This is a genomic window from Vibrio sp. 03_296 (assembly GCF_002265885.1).
The window spans coordinates 70,200-92,788 of sequence record NZ_NPKW01000194.1 but is presented as its reverse complement, the minus strand read 5'-3'; the positions used below and the strand labels follow the sequence as shown (position 1 = coordinate 92,788).

Annotated in this window: 16 protein-coding genes; 4 read left to right on the top strand and 12 right to left on the bottom strand. The window is 48.8% G+C overall.

What is annotated here, in order from left to right:
* Positions 1-33 precede the first annotated feature (33 nt).
* Positions 34-1,068, top strand: coding sequence for a trypsin-like serine protease (locus tag CIK04_RS23245; protein WP_097353029.1), 1,035 nt, complete (start codon positions 34-36; stop codon positions 1,066-1,068).
* 60 nt (positions 1,069-1,128) lie between these two features.
* Here the strand turns inward: CIK04_RS23245 and CIK04_RS23240 are convergent, their stop codons facing one another.
* The 7 genes from CIK04_RS23240 to CIK04_RS23210 all read right to left on the bottom strand — a co-directional run bounded on the left by CIK04_RS23240 (position 1,129) and on the right by CIK04_RS23210 (position 13,180).
* Entirely contained in the window at positions 1,129-3,009 is a 1,881-nt protein-coding gene (locus tag CIK04_RS23240) for a propionyl-CoA synthetase (protein WP_097353028.1), read from the bottom strand.
* A 64-nt stretch (positions 3,010-3,073) separates the two neighbouring features.
* Positions 3,074-4,300, bottom strand: a complete 1,227-nt coding sequence (prpF, locus tag CIK04_RS23235; protein WP_097353027.1) for a 2-methylaconitate cis-trans isomerase PrpF — start codon at positions 4,298-4,300, stop codon at positions 3,074-3,076.
* A 2-nt stretch (positions 4,301-4,302) separates the two neighbouring features.
* A complete protein-coding gene (gene acnD, locus CIK04_RS23230; RefSeq protein WP_097353026.1) occupies positions 4,303-6,903 on the bottom strand; it encodes a Fe/S-dependent 2-methylisocitrate dehydratase AcnD in 2,601 nt (866 codons plus the stop codon).
* Positions 6,904-6,972: 69 nt separating this feature from the next.
* Positions 6,973-8,115 carry a 2-methylcitrate synthase gene (gene prpC / locus CIK04_RS23225; RefSeq protein WP_097353025.1) on the bottom strand — a complete coding sequence of 381 codons (1,143 nt, stop codon included), beginning with the start codon at positions 8,113-8,115 and terminating at the stop codon, positions 6,973-6,975.
* Between the two features lie 189 nt (positions 8,116-8,304).
* The gene (gene prpB, locus CIK04_RS23220; RefSeq protein ID WP_097353024.1) at positions 8,305-9,201 is read right to left on the bottom strand and encodes a methylisocitrate lyase; all 897 of its coding nucleotides are present in this window, start codon (positions 9,199-9,201) and stop codon (positions 8,305-8,307) included.
* 12 nt (positions 9,202-9,213) lie between these two features.
* The gene (locus CIK04_RS23215) at positions 9,214-9,909 is read right to left on the bottom strand and encodes a GntR family transcriptional regulator (RefSeq protein WP_017422153.1); all 696 of its coding nucleotides are present in this window, start codon (positions 9,907-9,909) and stop codon (positions 9,214-9,216) included.
* Between the two features lie 142 nt (positions 9,910-10,051).
* On the bottom strand, positions 10,052-13,180 hold the full coding sequence (locus tag CIK04_RS23210) for an HD domain-containing phosphohydrolase (RefSeq protein WP_097353023.1): 3,129 nt from the start codon (positions 13,178-13,180) through the stop codon (positions 10,052-10,054).
* A gap of 335 nt (positions 13,181-13,515) precedes the next feature.
* Here CIK04_RS23210 and CIK04_RS23205 point away from each other — a divergent pair, with 335 nt between their 5' ends.
* From CIK04_RS23205 to CIK04_RS23195, 3 genes are all read left to right on the top strand, one after another.
* Positions 13,516-14,487: a tripartite tricarboxylate transporter substrate binding protein gene (locus CIK04_RS23205; RefSeq protein ID WP_039448382.1), complete on the top strand. Its 972-nt coding sequence runs from the start codon at positions 13,516-13,518 to the stop codon at positions 14,485-14,487.
* Positions 14,488-14,728: 241 nt separating this feature from the next.
* The gene (locus tag CIK04_RS23200; protein ID WP_039540399.1) at positions 14,729-15,244 is read left to right on the top strand and encodes a tripartite tricarboxylate transporter TctB family protein; all 516 of its coding nucleotides are present in this window, start codon (positions 14,729-14,731) and stop codon (positions 15,242-15,244) included.
* A 21-nt stretch (positions 15,245-15,265) separates the two neighbouring features.
* Positions 15,266-16,807 (top strand): tripartite tricarboxylate transporter permease, encoded by a 1,542-nt coding sequence (locus CIK04_RS23195; protein ID WP_017790483.1) that lies wholly within the window; start codon positions 15,266-15,268, stop codon positions 16,805-16,807.
* Between the two features lie 81 nt (positions 16,808-16,888).
* Here CIK04_RS23195 and CIK04_RS23190 read toward each other — a convergent pair whose 3' ends face one another.
* From CIK04_RS23190 to CIK04_RS23170, 5 genes are all read right to left on the bottom strand, one after another.
* Positions 16,889-17,758 (bottom strand): hypothetical protein, encoded by an 870-nt coding sequence (locus CIK04_RS23190; RefSeq protein WP_038969550.1) that lies wholly within the window; start codon positions 17,756-17,758, stop codon positions 16,889-16,891.
* A gap of 18 nt (positions 17,759-17,776) precedes the next feature.
* On the bottom strand, positions 17,777-20,182 hold the full coding sequence (locus tag CIK04_RS23185; RefSeq protein ID WP_097353022.1) for a fimbria/pilus outer membrane usher protein: 2,406 nt from the start codon (positions 20,180-20,182) through the stop codon (positions 17,777-17,779).
* Positions 20,183-20,212: 30 nt separating this feature from the next.
* Positions 20,213-20,872 carry a fimbria/pilus periplasmic chaperone gene (locus CIK04_RS23180; protein ID WP_097353021.1) on the bottom strand — a complete coding sequence of 220 codons (660 nt, stop codon included), beginning with the start codon at positions 20,870-20,872 and terminating at the stop codon, positions 20,213-20,215.
* 47 nt (positions 20,873-20,919) lie between these two features.
* Positions 20,920-21,429, bottom strand: a complete 510-nt coding sequence (locus CIK04_RS23175) for a hypothetical protein (protein WP_017422160.1) — start codon at positions 21,427-21,429, stop codon at positions 20,920-20,922.
* Positions 21,430-21,702: 273 nt separating this feature from the next.
* Complete coding sequence (locus tag CIK04_RS23170) at positions 21,703-22,341, bottom strand: response regulator transcription factor (RefSeq protein WP_232708677.1); 639 nt, start codon at positions 22,339-22,341, stop codon at positions 21,703-21,705.
* Positions 22,342-22,589 lie beyond the last annotated feature (248 nt).

Genomic DNA, 22,589 nt, shown 5'->3' with positions numbered 1-22,589 from the left:
TTTTTATAAATCAATGCCGTTGGGAATCTTATTATGAAAATGAACATAAAAATGGATAGTATTGCGCTATCGGTTTGCACACTCTTTGTTTCAATATCAAGTCAAGCGGTTTCTTTTGGTGAAGAAACGTCTGCAAAGGAGTATCCTTATCTTGCTGCTATTGACAGCGCGTGTACAGGAACTATCATCGCCCCTTATACCATCCTTACCGCAGAGCATTGCACAAAGAATGCATCAAAAGTCTACCTACTGACAAACGATATCCCTAGCGACATCGGTATCGAAGTCGCTGTTGTTAACGTGTATAAGCCTGACCACATTTCATCACCGAATGGTAACTTCGATATAAACCATTTTGATGATGTCGCAATCCTTGAAATCGCAAGCATGCCGGAAGGTGTTACTTGGCTCCCAGTATCTTCAAAGCGAATTCCTGATGGTGCAAATTTTCGACCTATTGGTTATGGCTTTGGCTTTGGAGTTAGCTCGTTAGATGAAAATAAACTAACTCGTCGAGAGATACTCCGTAAAGGAATTGAAGAGTCTACCGTAGTTACAACTACACAATGTGATGATTACTATCGCGAAGCATTACTCAGAAAATGCGAACAACATCCGCAGTATTCCAACCAGCTTTTTGCGGGGCAGTACCCGCAAGAGTCTGAAGCTTATTGTGATGTCCAGTATTCCGGGCTCTACAGTACTACAAGTCGAGACTACCAATATCTACCGAAAGCTGGACACTCAATCTGTGCTGATAACCATAATGTCAATGAAAGTCTCTTTTCTCATAAGTCGAAAAGGCCGTTAGCCGATGATTTTGGAAATCCAATTAATTTTGTCTCTACATGCCCTGGAGATAGCGGCAGCCCACTTATCTATGATGGTAAAGTATACGGCGTAGCAAGCATCAACGTTGATGCAGATTGTGATACTAACCCAGTGAGCAGTTATGCTGGCTTGACTCGGCCGGGCCTATTTCCTTGGATTGTCGACACCGTTAAAACAATCCAAAGTAAGCATCAACCTAACTCACAAAACAATCGAGCTATCGTTTTTCCTAATTAATAAAATCTAACCGCATTACACCCCCACCCAACATTGCGATAAATATTGGATGGGGATCGTTTATTTTTCTGGAAATAATCTGATCAATTCATTAAGACTGGTCGGATCGTCGATGGTAGATGGCACAGCGTATTGTTCACCATCAGCAATTTGACGGATGGTACGGCGCAAAATTTTGCCTGAGCGCGTTTTGGGTAATCGCTCAACCACCAAGGCTTGTTTAAAGCAGGCAACGGCGCCGATTTCATTTCGCACTTTGCCGACGAGCTCTTGCTCCAGCTCGGTTGGGTCGATTTTCACCCCATCTTTAAGCACCACAAAGCCCAGCGGCAACTGTCCTTTGAGCTCATCGTGCACACCCACCACCGCACATTCCGCGACAGCAGGGTGAGCGCCAACAATCTCTTCCATTTCTCCGGTTGAGAGACGATGCCCCGCCACGTTAATCACATCATCAATGCGACCCATGATAAAGAGATACCCCTCTTCATCCAGATAACCGCCATCCCCCGAAACATAGTAACCCGGGAACTGGCTCAGATAACCCGATTCAAATCGGTCATGATTGCGCCATACGGTTGGCAAACAGCTTGGCGGCAAAGGCCTTTTCAGTGCGACAAAACCTTGCTGCATTGGCCCTGCTCTTAACCCCATTTCATCCAGTATTTCCACTTGATAACCCGGAATAGGCATGGTGGCCGAACCCGCTTTGACTGGCATTAACTCAATACCAACCATATTGCCAGCAATCGCCCAGCCAGTTTCCGTTTGCCACCAGTGGTCAATCACGGGCTTGGCCGCTTGGCTTTGAACCCATTCCAAGGTTGGCGGATCAAGCCTTTCTCCCGCCATAAAGATGGTCTCCAGCTTTGAAAGATCATACTTCTTTAGATGCTCGCCTTGCGGATCTTCTTTTTTAATCGCTCGGAACGCCGTTGGCGCTGAGAAAAGAACGTTAACTCCATACTCTTCGCACACGCGCCAAAATGCACCAGGATCCGGCGTGCGTACTGGCTTCCCTTCAAACAAAATCGTGGTGCAACCATGAATCAACGGCGCATACACAATATAAGAGTGCCCGACGACCCACCCCACATCAGATGCCGCCCAAAACACGCCATCCTGCGGCATATTGTAAATGGCGCTCATCGAATACTTCATGGCCACGGCATGGCCACCGTTGTCACGCACCACCCCTTTCGGTTTGCCCGTCGTGCCTGAGGTGTAGAGGATATAGAGGGGATCCGTTGCCAATACAGGAACACAAGCGTGCGGTAGCGCATTTTCAACCGCTTGATGCCAATCAAGATCACGTTCGCTGCTGAGCTGGGCATCGCACTGAGGACGCTGCAATACCACCACTTTTTCCGGTTTCCAGCGGCTCTCCATAATGGCCTTATCGACCATTGGTTTGTAGGGAATCACCTTATTGATTTCGATGCCACAAGAGGCCGTCATGATCACTTTAGGCTCGGCATCTTCAATGCGCACCGCCAATTCATTCGGGGCAAAGCCACCGAACACCACGGAGTGAATCGCCCCTAAACGTGCACATGCCAGCATCGCCATCGCGGCTTCTGGGATCATCGGCATGTAAATCACCACACGATCGCCTTTCGTCACGCCTTGGTCAGCCAACATACCGGCAATACGAGCCACACGGTCTCGCATTTCAAAATAGCTGTAAACCAGCTTGGTTTCAGTCACGGGTGAGTCGTATATCAATGCCGCTTTATCGCCTCTACCTTGTTCACAGTGGTAATCGAGTGCCAACCATGAGGTATTGAGCAAGCCATCGGGGTACCAACGCTCAATGCCATTTGCATCATTGGCAAGAATGGTTTTAGGGAACTCAAACCAATCGATATTCTTTGCTTGGGCTTGCCAAAAGCTTTCCGGTTGCTGCTTAGCCCATTGATATTCTTTCTGATATGCAGACATAGTGTTTCCTCCAGTCTGTCCTGACCTTGTAATCAAACGAAGAGATCAAACTCGTCTGACAGGTTTATTCAAAGACATCGGAGGGAACACGCACAAAGCCCTCCATCAGTATACGAGCGCTGCGGCTCATGATGGCTTTTTCCACCACCCAGCCTTGTTGTGTTGCTTTCGCTTGCGCACCCACCTTTAACGTCCCAGACGGATGGCCAAAGGTGACCGCTTGTTTTTCACCACCGCCTGCCGCTAAGTTCACTAAAGTGCCCGGCACGCAAGCGGCAGCGCCAATCGCGACCGCTGCGGTCCCCATCATCGCGTGATGCAGCTTGCCCATTGAAAGGGCGCGAACCAGCAGATCAACCTCTCCTGCCTCCACCACTTTGCCACTTGAGGCTTGGTAACTTTTCGGCTTCGAGACAAACGCCACTTTTGGGGTGTGCTGGCGACCTTCTGCTTCTTCAATCGAAGTAATCAAACCCATTTTTAGCGCGCCATAAGCACGAATGGTTTCAAACTTGGCTAACGCTTGCTCATCATTATTGATCTGCTCTTGCAGTTCCGTCCCCAAATACCCCAACGCCTCAGCATCAAGGAAAATGGTGGGAATGCCCGCATTAATGAGGGTGGCGTTAAAGGTGCCGATACCCGGTACGACAAGGTCATCAATCAAATTGCCAGTGGGAAACATGCTCCCCTCGCCATCGGCTGGGTCAACGAAATCGACTTGGATCTCTGCGGCTGGAAATGTCACGCCATCAAGAGAAAACTCGCCCGTTTCCTGCACCAAACCATTTTGAATGGGCACGTGCACTTCAATGGTTTTGCCGATATTGGCTTGCCACACTTTCACCGTCACCACGCCATTTTGAGGAATGCGTTTTTCGTCGATCAAGCCAGCATGGATGGCAAATGGGCCAACCGCAGCAGACAAATTGCCACAGTTACCGCTCCAATCGACAAACGGTTTGTCGATAGAGACTTGACCAAACAGGTAATCGACATCGTGATCGGCTCGGCTGCTTTTGCTCACTATCACCGTTTTGCTGGTGCTGGATGTTGCCCCGCCCATGCCGTCAATCTGCTTGCCATAGGGATCTGGGCTGCCAATCACACGCAGCAGCAGTTGGTCACGTTTTTCCCCCGCCACTTTTGCCTCTGGCGGTAACTCTGCAAGGTTGAAAAATACCCCTTTGCTGGTGCCGCCTCGCATATACGTGGCAGGCACTCTTATCTGGCTCATCCGCGCCTCGCGCTGTGTAGCGCTTTGTGTGGAGGATCGTGTAGAAGGTTTCATCGTTACGCTCCTTGCTCGGAGAGAAAATCTTGCGCAAATCGCTGCAACACACCGCCTGCTTGATACACATGCACTTCATCTTCGGTATCAAGACGGCACGTCACCGCAACATCGAGTTTTTCCCCATTGGTGCGAGTGATGACCAGCGCAAGGTCGGCTCCGGGTTTGATGTCCCCCATCACGTCATAGAGCTCGGTGCCATCCAGTTGCAGGCTGTTACGATTCACACCCGCTTTAAATTGCAGCGGCAATACGCCCATACCGACGAGGTTGGTACGGTGAATGCGCTCAAAGCCTTCCGCAACGATCGCTTCTACCCCAGCAAGTCGAACCCCTTTTGCCGCCCAATCGCGAGAGGAGCCTTGTCCGTAGTCCGCGCCAGCAACAATGATCAATGGCTGCTTGCGCTGCATGTAGGTTTCAATTGCTTCCCATATGCGAGTGACGTTCCCCTCTGGCTCCACTCGAGCGAGCGATCCTTGCACCACTTGGCCATTTTCTTTCACCATTTCGTTAAACAGTTTCGGGTTCGCGAACGTTGCACGTTGCGCGGTCAAGTGATCGCCGCGATGGGTGGCATAGGAGTTAAAGTCCTCCTCTGGCACGCCCATTTTTGCCAAGTATTCGCCCGCCGCAGAGCTGGCTAAAATCGCATTCGATGGCGAAAGGTGATCAGTGGTGATGTTGTCTCCCAAAATCGCCAAAGGCCGCATACCGGAAAGCGTGCGCTCACCAGCGAGAGCGCCCTCCCAATAGGGTGGTCGGCGAATATAGGTGCTCATCGGACGCCAATCGTAAAGTGGTGACTCGCTACGCTCACTTTCATCCAGTTTGAACATTTGAATATAGACTTGGCGGAACTGTTCAGGCTTCACAGAGCTGCCCACGACTGAATCAATCTCTTCGTCGCTTGGCCAAATGTCACGCAGATAAATCGCTTTGCCGCTGCTATCCATCCCCAGCGCATCGCGCTCAATATCAAAGCGCATCGTGCCTGCAATAGCATACGCCACCACCAACGGTGGAGAGGCAAGAAACGCTTGTTTGGCATAGGGGTGAATACGGCCATCGAAGTTGCGGTTACCCGACAACACCGCAGTCGCGTAGAGATCGCGGTCGATGATCTCTTGCTGAATCTTAGGGTCGAGTGCACCACTCATGCCATTACAGGTGGTACAAGCATACGCGACGATGCCAAATCCGAGCTTTTCAAGCTCGGGCAATAACCCCGCTTCTTCAAGATAAAGCTTGGCCACTTTTGAGCCGGGTGCAAAGGAGGATTTCACCCAAGGTTTGCGGATGAGGCCCAACTGGTTGGCTTTCTTCGCCAACAAACCTGCCGCGACAACATTGCGAGGGTTACTGGTGTTGGTGCACGAGGTAATGGCGGCGATGATCACTGCACCATCTGGCAGTTCACCTTCTTTTTCTTGGTATTGCCCGGCAATGCCACGGCTAGCTAACTCAGAGGTGGGCAAACGGCGATGAGGGTTAGACGGCCCAGCAAGATTGCGCGAGACCTGAGACAAATCAAACTCCAACACACGCTCATAGTCGACCAGCTGTAAATCGTCGGCCCATAATCCGGTGTGTTTGGCGTAGTTTTCCACCAAAGCCACTTGCTCTGGCTCGCGCCCTGTTAAGCGTAGATAGTTGATTGTCTGCTCGTCGATGTAGAACATGCCCGCGGTGGCGCCGTATTCTGGCGTCATATTGGAAATGGTCGCGCGATCACCAATCGTCAGTACTTTGGCCCCTTCGCCAAAGAATTCAAGGTAAGCGGAAACCACCCGTTCTTGACGCAAAAATTCGGTAATGGCTAACACAATATCGGTAGCGGTAATGCCCGGTTGACGCTCACCAACCAGCTTCACACCGACGATGTCGGGCAAACGCATCATGGACGGACGACCGAGCATCACGGTTTCCGCTTCTAAACCACCGACACCAATGGCAATCACACCAAGGGCATCGACATGGGGTGTGTGGCTGTCAGTGCCAACACAAGTGTCAGGAAAGGCGATGCCATCTTTTACCTGCACCACTGGCGACATTTTTTCCAAGTTGATTTGGTGCATGATGCCGTTACCCGCCGGAATCACACTGACGTTTTCAAACGCGGTTTTACACCACTCGATGAAGTGGAATCGATCTTCGTTACGGCGCTCCTCGATGGCGCGATTTTTCTCAAACGCCTCAGGGTCAAAACCGCCATATTCCACCGCCAACGAGTGATCGACAATCAGTTGGGTTTCCACCACAGGATTGACGTTCGCTGGATTACCGCCTTGCTCGGCGATCGCGTCGCGCAGACCAGCAAGGTCGACTAATGCGGTTTGTCCCAAAATATCGTGGCAAACCACGCGCGCTGGATACCAAGGAAAATCAAGATCGCGACGTCGTTCAATCAACTGTTTCAGGCTGTCGGTGAGCGCGCTAGGTTCACAGCGGCGCACCAGTTGTTCTGCCAAGACGCGCGAAGTGTATGGCAAACGCGCGTACGCGCCTGGAGATATCGCCTCGACCGCTTCACGCGCATCAAAGTAATCCAGCGAACTGCCCGGTAGAGGTTTGCGATATAAGGTATTGTTTTTATTGCTCATGGACTTGCTTCCCATGCAAAACTGCGGAAAACCTCCCCTCGTGATTGAAGAGAGGTCAATCTCTAGGCGCTAGCGCTGTTCAATCGGCACCCAATCTTGGTGATCTGGGCCAACATAGTCAGCACTTGGACGAATAATTCGGTTATTGCCACGCTGTTCAAACACGTGTGCCGTCCAACCCGTTAAGCGACTCATGACGAAAATCGGCGTAAACAGCTTGGTGGGAATATCCATGAAGTGATAGGCCGAGGCGTGGAAAAAGTCAGCATTACAAAACAGATCTTTCTCGCGTTTCATCACCGCTTCCACACGTTCAGAGACGGCGTAAAGATGGGTATCGCCCACCGCTTCTGACAAAGCTTGTGACCAACGTTTGATCAGGGCATTACGCGGGTCGCTTTCGCGATAAATCGCATGACCAAAGCCCATGATTTTCTCTTTGTTGGCTAACATGCGCAGGATATTGCTTTCCGCCTCTTCCGGCGTTTGCCAATTTTCGATCATCTCCATCGCGGCCTCGTTAGCGCCACCATGCAAAGGGCCACGCAAAGTGCCAATCGCCGCTGTCACACAGGAATGGATATCAGACAGGGTTGAGGCACACACACGAGCGGCAAAGGTAGAGGCATTAAACTCATGCTCCGCATACAAAATCAGCGAACAATGCATCACCTGTTTATGCAGTTCACTGGGCTCTTTTCCGGTGAGCATTTTGAGGAAGTAACCACCGATGCAATCTTGCGATTGGTCTTGCGTATCGATACGCACACCATCGTGGCTAAAGCGATACCAGTAACAGATGATCGCAGGGAACAGCGCCAGCATGCGCTCTGTCGCGTCAAGCTGCTGCGAAAAATCGGTTTCTTGTTCTATATTTCCCAGCACAGAGCACCCTGTACGCATCACGTCCATAGGATGCGCAGAAGCCGGGATCAGCTCCAGCGCTTGCTTCAACTCGGCCGGTAAGCCACGCAGGCCGATCAGGCGAGTTTTGTAGGCATCCAACTCTTGTTGTGTCGGTAAGTGACCACGTAACAGCAAGTGTGCCACTTCTTCAAATTGTGCATGGTTGGCTAAGTCAGTGATGTCATAACCACGATAGGTTAACCCTGTCCCCGTTTTACCGACAGTACATAAAGCGGTGCTTCCAGCGCTTTGACCACGTAGGCCCGCGCCACCTAACTCACCTTTCTTCGTTAAAGAACTAGGCATTTTGAACTCCTTTTCTATCTGACGTTGCTCTCTAGCGGAGTGTTTTTCATCAGACGGTTTCACGTTATTGGATTAAGTTAATTCCGACGGTATTCTTCTTGAACTTCCGTTTTTTGTTTTTCTTATCTTTGGCTTCCCTACTTTTCTTGGGCTTCCCTACTTTGCTCTCATCTAAAAAGCGCGTTGGGATTATTTTCCTTCTGAAAACAGTTGGTCGAGCTTGTCTTCGTACGCGTGATAGTTGAGATAGTCATAGAGCTCTTTACGCGTCTGCATTGAATCGATTAACGCCTCTTGATTGCCCACTTCCAACAAGTGGCGATAGACCATTTCCGCCGCTTTGTTCATCGCGCGGAAAGCACTCAACGGATACAGCACCATATCCACGCTGGATTTGGCTAACTCTTCACAACCATACAAAGGCGTTTGACCAAATTCGGTGATGTTGGCCAATATCGGCACGTGCTTGCCCGTAGCTTGCGCTAAGGCAGCAGAAAATTGCTGATACTGCTCAAGTTGGTTCATCGCTTCGGGGAAAATCATGTCCGCACCCGCTTCTACACAGGCAATTGCACGCTCAATTGCGCTATCAATCCCTTCCACCGCCAGCGCATCGGTACGCGCCATAATCACAAAGTTCTCATCGACTCGTGCATCCACCGCCGCTTTAACGCGGTCGACCATCTCTTGCTGAGAAACAATCGCTTTGTTTGGACGGTGCCCACAACGTTTTTGCGCCACTTGATCTTCCATGTGAACCGCGCCTGCACCGGCTTTCTCCATTGCTTTAATGGTGCGCGCAATGTTGAATGCACCGCCAAAACCGGTGTCGATATCCACCAGCAGAGGCAAATCACAGGCGTTGGTGATGCGCTCTACGTCCACCAGTACGTCGTTAAGCGTGGTGATGCCCAAATCAGGCAAGCCGTAAGACGCATTTGCGATGCCGCCACCAGAAAGGTAAATGGCTTGATGGCCTAGGCTTTTGGCCATCATGGCGCAATAAGGGTTGATGGTGCCGACGATTTGCAGCGGATCATTTTGTTGTACGGCGAGTCTGAACTTCGCCCCCGGAGTTAAGCTCATAACACGTTTCCTCTAATCCTTTAGGATCTGTTGTTCGATTAATTTGCGGCTGCCGGAGATGTGTCTTCTCATCAACATTTCCGACAACTCTTCATCTCGATTGCGAATCGCTTGCAGAATGAATTTGTGCTCTTCCAACGCTTCTTTGGGTCGTGATTGTGCACGAGGTGATTGATAGCGATACATGCGCAATAAGTGGTACAGCTCGTCACACAACAGCGCGATCAGTTCACGGTTGCGACTGGCTTTGATAATGCGATAGTGAAAGTCGAAATCACCGTGTTGATGGAAGTAAGAGGAACCCTCAACTTCATCGATGTGTTTAGAGTGTGTCGACAATAGTAGCTCAAGGCTCAACAGCTCTTCTTGGCTGATGTGGCGAGCGGCAAGCCTTGCAGCCATGCCTTCTAGTGCTTCACGCACCGCATACAGCTCCACCAATTTTTCAGGTGAAAGGGTAATCACACGCGCCCCGACATGAGGAACACGTTCGATCAAGCCAAGCCCTTCTAATCGCATCATCGCCTCACGCAGTGGACCTCGGCTCACATGATAATGCTTGGCTAACTCGGGTTCTGAGATCTTGCTTCCCGGCGCTATCTGCCCATTCACAATCGCTTCAACCAAGGATTCAGTCAGCGACTCGGACTTGGTGTTTTCCTTGTCACTGCCTGCAAGTTTGCCAATGGCTTTGGTGTCTACATTCATATTCAAATACGTTTCCTGACGGCAATCTGTCAACAATGTCTGTCTCTGAATATAAAATAGTCGATCAAATTGTCGACAATCAAGTAAATTGTCGACAATTTAGACTAAGGTATAAACGCTCGTCTTTTCTTCCAATTCGCCATTACGCCGCCAGAGTGGCATTAATGTATTGATTGATATCAACGCTATCTATCTGTTTCTCTGGCAAAAACATCTGTGCGTATTCAAGGTAGGTTCCGCTCTTCAAGAACAGTAAGAACAGATCCATGTCCAAATGCTCATCAAGGGCCATTTTGTACATAATGTCGACAGCCACACTGAGCGGTTTGGCTTTCTTATAAGGGCGATCAGCCGCCGTCAGCGCCTCAAAAATATCCGCAATTACTAGGATACGCTCTGGAATGGAGAGCTGTTCGGCGCTCAGTTTGCGCGGATAACCCGTGCCTTTAAGCGTTTCATGGTGAGTCGAGGCATAGCGTGGCACTCGCGCAAGTTCCTCGGGAAATGGCAAAGATTCCAACATCTTAATGCCACTGATCATGTGCTCATTGATTTTGAAGCGATCTTCGCGTGTTAATGTCCCTGCGCGAATCGAAAGGTTGTATATCTCCCCTAAGTTGTAAAGATGCTCCGGCACGTCGATGTTAATGCCATATTTGGTATCAAACTGCATCGGCCTGTCACGCTCGATAATGTGCTCAACCTTATCCACCAATAATGGCTCTACGGCCGGTAGTGGCGCAGCAGGTGTGGTGAGTCGAGATTCTTCCAACGGAGACAGACCTAAGCGATCATCAAAATGTCGCAACCAAGTTTGCGCCGCAATTTGCTCAATTCGCTCAATCGCCTCTTGTTGCATGAATTCACCACCGACATTACAACGAGCAATAAACGCAAACTCTTCTTGCAGCTTTTCTCTTCGTTGAGCAAGTTGTGCGTCGGCCTGCTCTTTTGAAACGTTTCTCGCGATCAGGCGTTTGAGGTATTCAATCTCAGCATCACGCCACAACACTTCAAAGCGAGTGCGAATTTCATGAATACGGTTGTAGTTGGCTTCGAGCTTAGAACCTTTGTCAACAACATGCTCGGGGGTGGTTATTTTGCCGCAATCGTGCAACCAAGCCGCAATTCTAAATTCTCTACGCTCGGCATTGTTTTGGAATTTAAACGCTTTGAACTTACCTTCTTGGCACTCTTCCGCCACTTTCGCCAACATCAGCCCCAACTCGGGAACACGGTTACAGTGACCAGCGGTATAGGGTGACTTATCATCGATTGCTCCAGCGATGAGTTGGATAAAAGCTTCAACAAATTCTTCCTGCGCTTTTTGATGCTTTTTGATTTCCGCCACCATGTCCATCATCGCTTGAGATAATTGCGAGACCTCTTTGATGCGCGTTTCAACCAGCACTACCTCATCAAAATGTCGTTGTTTAATCTTGCGTGTTTGCGCGATCAAATCAGAAATCGGGCTAACAATTGGCGAGCCAAAAATCCAAGACGTTGGCAATAGAATCATCATCGCAGCGATCGTGATCGCCAGTGAGCGCCATAACTGCTGCGTCACTTGCCCCATCACCACGTCCTCAGGAACCACAACAGCGAGAAATTCTTGGTTGCTGTTGATGGGCATCAAATAGACATAGTGTGACGCACCGCCAATTTCGACAACGTTCATCACGCCATGTAAGTCTGACTGAGCCGCCAGTTCAAGTAGCTCACTGTAAGGGACAAAGCTGTAGTCGCGATAATGGTTGAGCCATTTCTGCGTGAGCCACTCTTTTTGCGCCTCACTGATCTCGCTTAATGCCTTATTAATCACCTCTAACAGTTCAGGTTGTGTCTGGTCAAGATAGAGAAACACCGGAACCTTCTCTGCCATCGGAATTTTTTCTAACTGTATGGTTCGCCCTAAACTACTTTCTTTGCGCTGTTTCAAAGAGTGATAGCTGTTCACCACACTCCCCACCTCGCCTTTCAGTAACCCGTTTATTGCCAAGGATAAATCGGCATAGATACGAGTCTCTGCTGACGACTTTTGCAGCGCAAAGATCTGCCCTTGTACCATGCCGACGCGCGCCTTGGCATCCGAGATTGAATGTCCGCTTTGATTGGCTTCACGACTAAGCGTCGCTACCGCTGGCTCAAGATAAAACAACGGTTGGCTGGTTAGGCCATTTAACGATTCGGACGCAAACACCGCGTTTAAAATGTCCACCTCACCATCGTGATAACGCTGCTTAAGCTCTGCCGAACTGAAACCGTTAGTGAACTCAAATTGCAACCCCGTCATCGTGGCAATCATTTTCAAAAGATCGACCGCGTAACCTTTTGGCTCACCCGCTTGGCTAAAATCAAACGGCATCCAGTTGAGTTGGTTCGAGACTTTAAGCACCCCAGCCACGGCGATGGCCTCTTTTTGATTGGCGGTCAGTACAATTGGCGATATTGCTGGCATTCGTTGTTCATCAAGTTGCTCTTGACGGCTTTCCGCAATGATTTCGCCTTTGCGATTGAATAAAAACGCCGAAATTCCTTGGTCCTCGCTAAGCCCCATCGCTTGTGGCGTCATGTGTGATGCAACCGATGAAAGCACAATATCGATACCGATGACAGAATGGGCGCTGCGAATAGAATACGTTTGCCCTGTAATCTTAAGATGTTGAAACAAATAGGGTTCTGTTTTAATCACCCGATCTTCTAACGCAGAACCGTACCAAGGTCGCTGGGTAGGAAAATAACGGCTTGGTTCTCTAGTTATCCGAGTCACATTTTGTTCGCTATCGTAATAGCGCGTGGTGCGAACACGCTTTTCACCGACACCACGGATATCAATCACCACCCAACGCTCTTGTTCCGAAGCCAACATTTTTTCGCGGATCGTTGGCGAGGAGTTCAGATTGATCACTTGGAAGAAGTCTTCGTTCTTTTTGCCGTAGTAAATGCTATAAAACATCGGGTTATCTGTAAGCACTTCAGTGATCAATGATTGTATTTCTTGACGGGTAAATTTTCTTTCCGTTGCCATCGCAACGCTTTTAAGTATTCGCGCACTGTTACTGGCACTCAGTTCAATATCTTTGACATAGTCACTGACATCACCGGATGCCAGCGTCAATTTCGACATCACTTGTTCTTGGGACATGGCCTTACCAAAGTGATATTGCAGAGAAATGGCGACAAGTGCCGTCATCATGGTCGCAATCAAAAACATGCTGCCAACAGTAAAACGAATGGAAAATTTTCTAGCTTGACGTAACGAACCCTTCATTATTACTGCCCTCCATCGGCAAAATATGGCGAGTTTATGTTCTATTTATAATTATGCAATCCAATGCACTTAGTTGAATTTTAGTATTTACCCGACCTCATATAACCACAAGTGCATATTGGCTTTTTGCCAAAGTTTCCGTGAACTTTATGAACAAAATCGACTTTATGACCGTTATTTTTTTTAACTGCCTTTTAGAGACAATTCGTTAACACCTTTTTAACCTTTCATCATTCCTAACCCGCCACGGCGAGTGAGGAACCACTGATAACAAGAACCACAGATAACAATAAGTTCGCTTCATCATCGAAGCGCCGACATAAGGAACGTGAAACATGTTTAAGGCACTCAAACCTACTCTGGCCGCATCGATCATCGCCGCCTCTTTTTCTTTTAACGCTTTCGCGGCAGAGATCGAAAAAATCCACTTTCTCATCCCTGGGGGTGCAGGTGGTGGCTGGGACATGACCGCTCGTGGTACGGGTGATGTTCTGCAAAAAACCAACTTGGTGGAGAATGTCTCATACCAAAACTTGTCTGGTGGTGGCGGTGGTAAAGCCATTGCGCACCTGATCGAGACGGCAAAACGCCAAGAAGACACGCTAATGATCAACTCAACGCCGATCGTGGTGCGTTCACTGAGCGGTGTGTTCCCTCAATCCTTCCGTGATTTAACGCCAGTGGCAGCGACGGTCGCAGATTACGGCGCCATCGTGGTGGCAGGAGATTCGAAATACAACACATGGGAAGAGGTCACTAAAGACTTCGCTGAGAACCCACTCAAAGTGAAAATCGCGGGCGGCTCTGCGCGTGGTTCGATGGATCACCTCGTTGCCGCAGCAGCATTTAAAGGCCAAGGCTTTGATGCCAAACAAGTTCGTTACATCGCCTATGACGCAGGCGGTAAAGCGATGGCTGCACTGCTTTCTGGCGAAACTCAGTTGCTTTCTACTGGCCTAGGTGAAGTGCTTGAGATGTCGAAAGCGGGTCAAGTGAAGATCCTCGCGATCACCGCACCAAAACGCATCGAAGCGGCGCCAAACATTCCTACCCTAACCGAATACGGCAACCCAACCGTCTTTGCTAACTGGCGTGGTTTCTTTGCCGCACCGGGTGCGAGCCAAGAGAAGATCAACGAGTGGAACGCGGCTCTGACCAAGATGTACAACACCGATGAGTGGAAAGTGGTTCGTGACCGTAATGGTTGGATCGACAACTACAAAGCGGACAAAGAGTTCTACGCCTTCCTAGAAGAGCAAGAGAAGCAGATGGGTGACCTGATGCGTGAGCTCGGCTTCCTCAAGTAAGCTCGTAACACCTCATATGGGGTTAGGCAGGCGCATTCCATGCATTAACCCCATCCAGTTTCGCCGTTATTGAGGCGCTGCCACGAGCAGTAGAACTACTCCTTTGTTTATTGAAAGTCCTGCTTGCTACTGTGTCCCTGTTATCACGAGTAGCACGCCTTGTTGATGAGCCTCTTTTTCATTGACGCTTCAATAACGGCTTTTTCCTCTTTTGTCTTTGCCTCAATGATTGGAGTTGGATATGTCGGATTTACCAACCAGTTCGTTTAAAAGCAATAAGCTACTCTCAACAGAGTTTCTCCTCTGCCGTGACCGTGTCGGGGCGCTGATTTTTCTTCTACTCTGTTTGGGCTATGGTTACCAAACCTACCAAATCCCATTATTCCCAGGGGATGAGTACGAGCCGTTCAACGCTCGCACCCTGCCCTTTATTCTTACCGTGATTGGTATTGGGCTTTCGTTGCTGCTGTTAGTAACGGGCGAGCCAGACAGCAAAAGTGGTGCTGTAACCAAGTTTGACTGGAAGCTGTTGATCGCTTTTTTGGTGCTGATGGCCCTGTATGGCTTCGGCCTAACCTATCTTGGCTTCGTCTTAGCCACGGGATTTTTCCTGTTGGCGGGGTTTTACCTGCTCGGCGAGCGACGCAAGAGCGTCTTATTGGGTGCGTCTTTCCCATTCGTATTGGCGTTCTATCTACTGCTCACCAAGGGGTTGGATGTTTACCTCGAACCGGGCCTGATTTTTACCCTTTGGTAATTGGCATAAGGAACTGATTTTATGTTAGACGGAATTTTACAAGGTCTATCGACCGCAGTGATGCCAATGAACCTGATGATGGTAGTCATTGGTTGTTTTGTCGGCACCTTTATCGGCATGCTTCCGGGTTTAGGCCCAATCTCGGCCATTGCGCTGATGATCCCAATCACTTACGGCCTAGAGCCTTCTTCAGGCATGATTTTGATGGCGGGTGTTTATTATGGCGCGATTTTTGGCGGTTCAACCTCTTCTATTTTGATCAACGCACCGGGCTGTTCTTCAACCGTAGTAACCGCGTTTGATGGCTACCCAATGGCGCAAAAAGGCCAAGCGGGTAAAGCGCTTGCTTTGGCCGCTTACGCCTCGTTTACTGGCGGTACGCTATCGGCCATCATGCTGTTGGTGGCGGCACCGGCCCTGGCCACGGTGTCGCTCAGTTTCCAATCCTCAGATTATTTCGCACTGATGTTGGTTGGGCTTTCTGCGGTAGCGGCTTTTGCTGGTAAAGGGCAAGTGATCAAAGCATGGATGATGACCATTCTTGGCTTGATGCTCTCAACCGTCGGCATTGATAAAGGCGTTGGTGTAGAACGATTTACGTTCGGCCTGACTGATTTAATGGATGGTTTCAGCTTCTTGCTTTTGGCGATGGCGACCTTCGCGTTGGGTGAAACCTTAATGGGCATTCTCAAGCCTGATCAAGACAACAGCGCGGAAGAACAAGAGCGCATGAGCAACATTGGCTCGATGAAAGTGACTCGTGAAGAGATCAAAGAAGCGGCTCCTGTCTCCATTCGTTCTTCAATTCTTGGCTTTTTTACTGGCGTTCTACCGGGCGCAGGCGCAACCATCGCGGCGTTTCTCAGCTATGGCATGGAGCGCAATTTAGCGCCGAAAGAGAAAAAAGAAGAGTTTGGTAAAGGCAGCATTCGTGGCTTAGTGGCACCAGAATCGGCCAACAACGCTGCCTCAAGCGGTTCATTTGTGCCACTGTTAACACTTGGTATTCCGGGCTCTGGCACCACGGCCATCATGCTTGGCGCATTGATCGCCTACGGCATTCAACCGGGTCCTCGTTTGTTTGTTGACCATCCGGATGTGTTCTGGTCGGTGATCATCTCCATGTACGTTGGCAACATCGTGCTGCTGATTCTGAACTTGCCACTGATCCCGTACATCTCGCGCCTGTTGGCAGTGCCAAGAACCGTACTGCTACCGATGATTCTGTTCTTCTCTATCACTGGCGTTTATTTGGTTTCATTTAACACCATGGATGTGTTTGTGATGCTGCTGGTGGCGATGGGAGCGATTGCGCTTCGTCTCGCCAACTTCCCGCTTGCCCCACTTCTGCTTGGCTTCATTCTGGGTGGTTTGATGGAAGAAAACTTACGCCGAGCACTGATGATTTCGGATGGGCAACTTAGTTTCTTGTGGGAACGTCCGTTAACACTGGCCTTTACTGTGATTGCGATTTTGATGGTCAGCAGCCCGCTATTAGGTGCGCTCTATCAGAAAATCAAACCCAACACGGCAAAGTCGAACGTTTCACAAGCAACCAAATAACAAAAACCATCTCCATATTGCACTACGTTATGCCGCCTCGATTGAGGCGGTTTTTTCGCGTTTGGCTTCAAACATGACGATTCAAAAAGCAGTCAGCATGATGGTCATTTCATCCTCATAGCGCCCTTCCCTAGCCGATGGCATAGGCGTATTTTCGAACTGTAAGCGAAAGCGTGTTTCACGTTGCTGGTGAGGACGCAAGTAAAATGGCGCGTTTAATCTTAGCGGCTGACCATTAAGAGAGGTGGCATACGGAATTTTGTAGCGTGCATTCTTAACGTTGACCATGTCACCTTGGTTGAGAGAATCCAGTTCCAATTTCACACTGCCATTGCTCACCACAATCACATCGAGTTGGCGTTGATTCTTCTCGGTTAAGTTGCCCATATCAATGCTAACATTGGTTCCAGAAACCGAGACATGCGCCCCCTGACGGCTTTCCACTCGCGCCCTAACAAAAGGTTTTACTTGGTAATTGAGAGACACGGCCCGACGAAACTCATGACCAGCCGCCTTAACTTTAAACTCAAAATCGCTTTGATATTGGCCAGACAGCAACACTTTTCCTTGAGGAACATGTACCCAAAACTCACTTCTCTTTCGCCCTTGGAGTGGCAAGATAAAACTGCCTCGCTGATCACGATGCAGGCTTTTTCTTTGCCCATCTAATAGGCTAGATGCCACCGCGCCTTGAGGCCCAATAATTGGCTCCTTCCAGCCATTTTTGGCGTGAATCACCAATTGAGGAGAGCAAGCGAGCAGCGCCCCTTCCAACTCCACATAACCTTGGAACCACAACGCATTGTCGGAACTGCTTGCCTTGTCCACGGGGTGACTGGACAAATGCACGACAAATTCACCTTGGCAAACTTGTGTTGCAGGCTCCACCGCTGCCAAGGATAGGGAAACAAAACACATCAGTGTGGAGCATCGAGTGAGAGAGCTATTCATCTTCTCCTCCTTACCATTTTAATGTGCTGATTTGTCCATCAGCACCACGTTGATCTGACCTAGATTGATCAAGCTGTTGTCTGACTCAGGGATCACAATCCATCGCGCTTCGCTGCTTAAACCTGACAGCTCTAAGCGATACTCTCCGGGAGCGATGCCTTGAATGTAGAATCGACCTTGTTGATTGGTAAAAAACGCCATTCGCTTGTCGTCAACTATCAGGCTCGCTTGCCGATAGGCGATCGCTTCGCCCTCGGTTGTCGTCAAAAAACCCGTTACCGTGTACGAGGCATCCGAGCCCATGATGAGTCGATGCCCTGTCGCAGCCCCTGGCGACACATCGATTTTTCCCGCACCCCAGTCATAACCAAGCGGGGCGTTGTGCACGTTGTACTCGATGATATTGATGCCATAGGGCTGCGAAATCGGAATCAAACCGTTGATACTTGGCGTCGCTAGCGCGGTGGCTCTCCCTTCGCTATCCACATCCAAATAGGCGGTCGCCTCCGTTAAAGTGGGATGCATGCTCGCCACCATGAAAGGCCCAGAAAGAGCTCGGCCCCATCCCCATTCACCGTCTACCATGCCAAGACTGGTCGCGAGCCTGACGGAACCTTGATACTGTGCTTGGTCATCGAGGCGGTTTTGCTTTCGCACAAGCTCGCTTTCCACTCGGAAACGGTTGGCGGTATAACTGAGCATGGCTTTTTGGCTTTTGATGCTTTGGTCCTGTTCAGCGTCAATACGCACGCCTATGTCATCCACATAGTTGAGCCCTTCATTGTTGAAGTAGAGTCGGCTTCGCTCCGTCAAACTGTTGTACGATGCCCCAATACGGTGGTTCTCTTGCTCTGAGTACCAGTTGTATTCAAACGTCAATAACAGACGATTATCACCCTCAACATATCGCGCCGACTCTTCATACTCTGTACCTAAACCAACGGTCAGCCCTTTATGACGCCAGTTAAGCAGAACTGAGGTCTGCACTTCGTCGTCTTTTTCGTCAAAAAGGGTGTAGCGAGCTGATAACGTGAGATCGACAGCGTCACTGATTTGCCAAAAGTAGCTACCCAAAATCTGGGAATACTGATTTCCCTCTTCCCCCTTTCTCCACGGCTTACTTTGAAATTGATCAGAATACTCATACGCCAAACGTAAGTTGGGAGACTGGCTCTCGCCATTACCAATCACGCTATTTTCATAATCCAGAGAGGCTACCCAACCTTGATCTTCGTTGTGGCTCCACGAAAAACGGCTGGTGAGATTGCCCATACCACTGCTAACGGTGGCCAGCATCCCGATCACGCCGCCCTCTTTTGCCCATAATCCATTGCCGCCCAACGTGAACCAATCGGTTACCCCATACTCTAGATAACCAGTTGCCAGCCATGCGTCTTCGTATTCAATGCCTTGCTCTTGATAAACAATCGGTCGACCAACCGAAAAGGCGTAATCCAGCAAGCCTTGCTGCAAAAGACGCGCATTGTAGAACTGAGTAAAGCTCAATACCTCTTGACGACCTGAAAGATAGTTCACCACTACGGTGATCTCGTTTGCACCATTGTCTAAAATCAAATTCTGTAAGTTGTACCTTCCGGCCTCTAAGCGGCCAGAGGAGACTCGCTCCCCATTCACATACACTTCAACTTCTGCTGATTCTTGCAGTAGCAACTGTTGGCTGCTTTGCGGGCTGATCGAGCGTTCAGGCTGTAAATCGGCATAACGGCTTTCTACGGTAAATCCCCCCAACGCCAACCCATAAAGATGGCCGGACTCACCACTGAACACATCGCCTACCGATGCGCGAAGCGGCAGGTCCGGATCGTCATAAAACGCCAGCCATTCTCCGCGAACGTAGTCGTGACTCTGCTCATCCATTTGCAAATGATTGACCAGTTGAAGATTAATGCCAGAGACGCCACCCAAGTTCATCTGGCTAAGCCAATCGATACTCGAATACCAGCTCTCACTCTCATTTTGCCAATAGCGGTTGTAAGCAAAATTGAAGCTGTTTAGCCAACTGACACTGCCACTCGCCGATGCTTGAAAAGGCGGATATTGTTGCGAAGCGTTCAAGGAGCGTTCGCTTAAAGCCTCTTGCGGTAGCGTGAGGTCAATGGTGAGTGACTCTAAGTTGAGGTGAAAATTAACGCCAAGCTCGCGCCATTTCTCGACATGAATAAAATCACCACTTTGGTGTGCAAACCGTTCGCGCCACCAAGTATCGGAAATTCTGTCGGCCAACAGCACGTTTAACGCCTCTGCCGACACGGATTTTAGCGTCATGCCTTCAATTTCAATCGGCAACTCGCCAAGTTGCGTCTCGGAATACCACACTGGCAATGAAAGCCGATAATCCGCGCTAAATCCGCTTACCGGGCATAAACAGAGAAATAGGAATACACAACACCACCATCGCTGCATGATCGACCTACTTGGCCCCTAAGGCCGTGATTATTTGACCAGCAAAGATTGAACATTAACGACAACGCTTTGGTTGGGAACCAAATATTGCATTGGCAACAGCGGTTCTAACTCAACCCAAGACCAGCTCTTCTTCTGATTATGCCAACTGACCTCATGGCTCAGTTTGGTCAGCTCAAGCACACTGGTGCCGTCATTGCGAATGGTTAACTGCACGGCCTCATTCTCACCTTGGGTCAAATGGCTTGAATAGTCAGCGCGAGCATCCTGAGGTGAGACAAAAATCAGTGCGCCAATGCGGAACAGCATTTGAATGCTGTCGCTACTGGCTTCATTTTTTAGTGGCAGTTGACTGGCGATTAAACGATAGGACGCCGCACTTTGCTTCGGCTCTCCAATGTATTGCACTTTGATGCTCTGCGATTTTCCTGGTTCGATCAGCACTTGTGGTGGAAACACCATTAGCTCATCGGTTTCTGACAGGGTTTCATTATTGTTGAGCGAGACTTCTCTTTTGATTGGGATGAGCTCCACTGGCAGTGGCGCAAGTGAGGTATTGGTGATTTTGAAAAACACCGTGGTTCCTTTACCGGCATCGTCCAAAAACTGCACCATAGGGAACAGCTCAAACGCCAGCGTTTGGCGATGAAAGAGAAACAGCAAAATCGTCAATAAGCAAATCCGTTTCATACGACACCTCAATTAAAGGGGGACATGTCGTCCCCCACAAAGTGACATTACATATGGTAAAGCGATACCCACATGTAGCCTTCGTATTTACCCCAGCGAGCGCCTTTATGAGGAAGCGATCGGATGGTCAATTTGTGTTTGGATGACATTTGCTTATCAAGGCTGTTGCTGACATCAATGGTGTCGACGATACGCGCTGCCATGGTTTCCGTTTCTGCATCTTTCACTGACACTTTGTCGTTGAATGAATATTCCATTGGAATTTCGTCGCCGTTGCTGTTCTTAAACGCATATGGGTCTACCAGCAAAGTGCCTTTTGTTCCGTAAGAGTTGCACCAAGCTTTAAACGCGAAGGTTTTTTTATCTGACTTTTGCGTCAAATCGAAATTTAGCGTTTCGAGCTCTTCACTTGCTCTCATTTCACAGCGCTTAGGCACTTCACCGCTAAACTTCACCAAAAAGTCAGCGCGTGCTTCGTCACTCACAACCCAAGAATTAGCGGCTGCGCCTGCGGAATAAAGAAGGGTTAGCGCGATACAAGTTGCTAAACGTTTCATGATTGTTCTCCTTTACATAGTGTTCCTGCGGTGTAGTTCGTTCGTTGCAAGTTAAATTTACGCACATACGACTTTTTTACCATCAGTCATCTGACCAGTTAGAAACACACAAAGGGATGAGGAAAGACTAATTAGCGGAAAAATTTGATTTAAAACAAATAATATGCAGAGAACTTGGGAGGATCTCGACATTCTAGAGCATTCTCTTTCTTGAACTGAATCAGAATATGACGTTCTGAATCCTGCATCTTGAAGTTACTTGGCTATATAGAACTACTCGATCATTAATGTCGCTAATTGCGATCGGCTTTGTTTTCCTGTTTTACATAAAATATGTGATACATGACTTTTCACCGTGCTTAAACTGACGTTCATTTGATCGGATATTTCTTTATTTGAATATCCCTGAAGCAAATACAGAAATACTTTCTGCTCTTTTCCCGACAGTTCATATTTACTGCCTACCACGTCAAGTGAGCAACTTGTGGTTGCCTGAGATCGCACAATATTCCTTAGCGCATAAGACATGGCTTCTCGGCTGAACCACAATTGACCCGACGCCACCATTCGAATGGCTTTGTGTAAGTTTTCCAGTGTTTTTTCCGATTCCAGAAAACCAAACCAACCAAGAGAAATGAGCCCTTTCACGCCATCAAGATCTTGCTGTGTCGCATTGGCTAATATCCATGCGCCACCTCTTGTCGTGGGTGAAATCAAATGTTGCGAGGGGTTGCCTAACGTTTGTCGATCATAAATCACCAACTCATTGTCATTCAGTTGCCACAATGACTCTAGAGAAGCTTGAATGGCAAACTCGTAACCCGTAAAGGTGTGGGACAATCCCGCCACAACCAAGCCTGACCATTCTGGATCATTTGAAATAACCCATACCTTATAAGGTTCCTTCATCATAAATCCTTCCTGGAAATGAAAATAAAGTACTAAGGGACTAAAAATAGATCTTATGAATAGTACTTTATTGTCAGATTTTGTTTTTGATTATCCTCACAATCCTTTTTTATTTATATAGAACTCATTTGTCATATCGCTTTATTTAAATGAAATTTAATAAAATCGGTTGTAACCCATATTTTTCTCATCTAAATAAAAATACCCCCAAAACGAGTCGCGTAAATAAAGAGCAGAGATAAGAGTTAGAA

Coding starts and splice junctions, on each gene's coding strand:
- CIK04_RS23245 (WP_097353029.1), top strand. CDS start 34: ATGAAAATGAACATAAAAATGGATAGTATTGCGCTATCGGTTTGCACA.
- CIK04_RS23240 (WP_097353028.1), bottom strand. CDS start 3,009: ATGTCTGCATATCAGAAAGAATATCAATGGGCTAAGCAGCAACCGGAA.
- prpF (WP_097353027.1), bottom strand. CDS start 4,300: ATGAAACCTTCTACACGATCCTCCACACAAAGCGCTACACAGCGCGAG.
- acnD (WP_097353026.1), bottom strand. CDS start 6,903: ATGAGCAATAAAAACAATACCTTATATCGCAAACCTCTACCGGGCAGT.
- prpC (WP_097353025.1), bottom strand. CDS start 8,115: ATGCCTAGTTCTTTAACGAAGAAAGGTGAGTTAGGTGGCGCGGGCCTA.
- prpB (WP_097353024.1), bottom strand. CDS start 9,201: ATGAGCTTAACTCCGGGGGCGAAGTTCAGACTCGCCGTACAACAAAAT.
- CIK04_RS23215 (WP_017422153.1), bottom strand. CDS start 9,909: ATGAATGTAGACACCAAAGCCATTGGCAAACTTGCAGGCAGTGACAAG.
- CIK04_RS23210 (WP_097353023.1), bottom strand. CDS start 13,180: ATGAAGGGTTCGTTACGTCAAGCTAGAAAATTTTCCATTCGTTTTACT.
- CIK04_RS23205 (WP_039448382.1), top strand. CDS start 13,516: ATGTTTAAGGCACTCAAACCTACTCTGGCCGCATCGATCATCGCCGCC.
- CIK04_RS23200 (WP_039540399.1), top strand. CDS start 14,729: ATGTCGGATTTACCAACCAGTTCGTTTAAAAGCAATAAGCTACTCTCA.
- CIK04_RS23195 (WP_017790483.1), top strand. CDS start 15,266: ATGTTAGACGGAATTTTACAAGGTCTATCGACCGCAGTGATGCCAATG.
- CIK04_RS23190 (WP_038969550.1), bottom strand. CDS start 17,758: ATGAATAGCTCTCTCACTCGATGCTCCACACTGATGTGTTTTGTTTCC.
- CIK04_RS23185 (WP_097353022.1), bottom strand. CDS start 20,182: ATGCAGCGATGGTGGTGTTGTGTATTCCTATTTCTCTGTTTATGCCCG.
- CIK04_RS23180 (WP_097353021.1), bottom strand. CDS start 20,872: ATGAAACGGATTTGCTTATTGACGATTTTGCTGTTTCTCTTTCATCGC.
- CIK04_RS23175 (WP_017422160.1), bottom strand. CDS start 21,429: ATGAAACGTTTAGCAACTTGTATCGCGCTAACCCTTCTTTATTCCGCA.
- CIK04_RS23170 (WP_232708677.1), bottom strand. CDS start 22,341: ATGATGAAGGAACCTTATAAGGTATGGGTTATTTCAAATGATCCAGAA.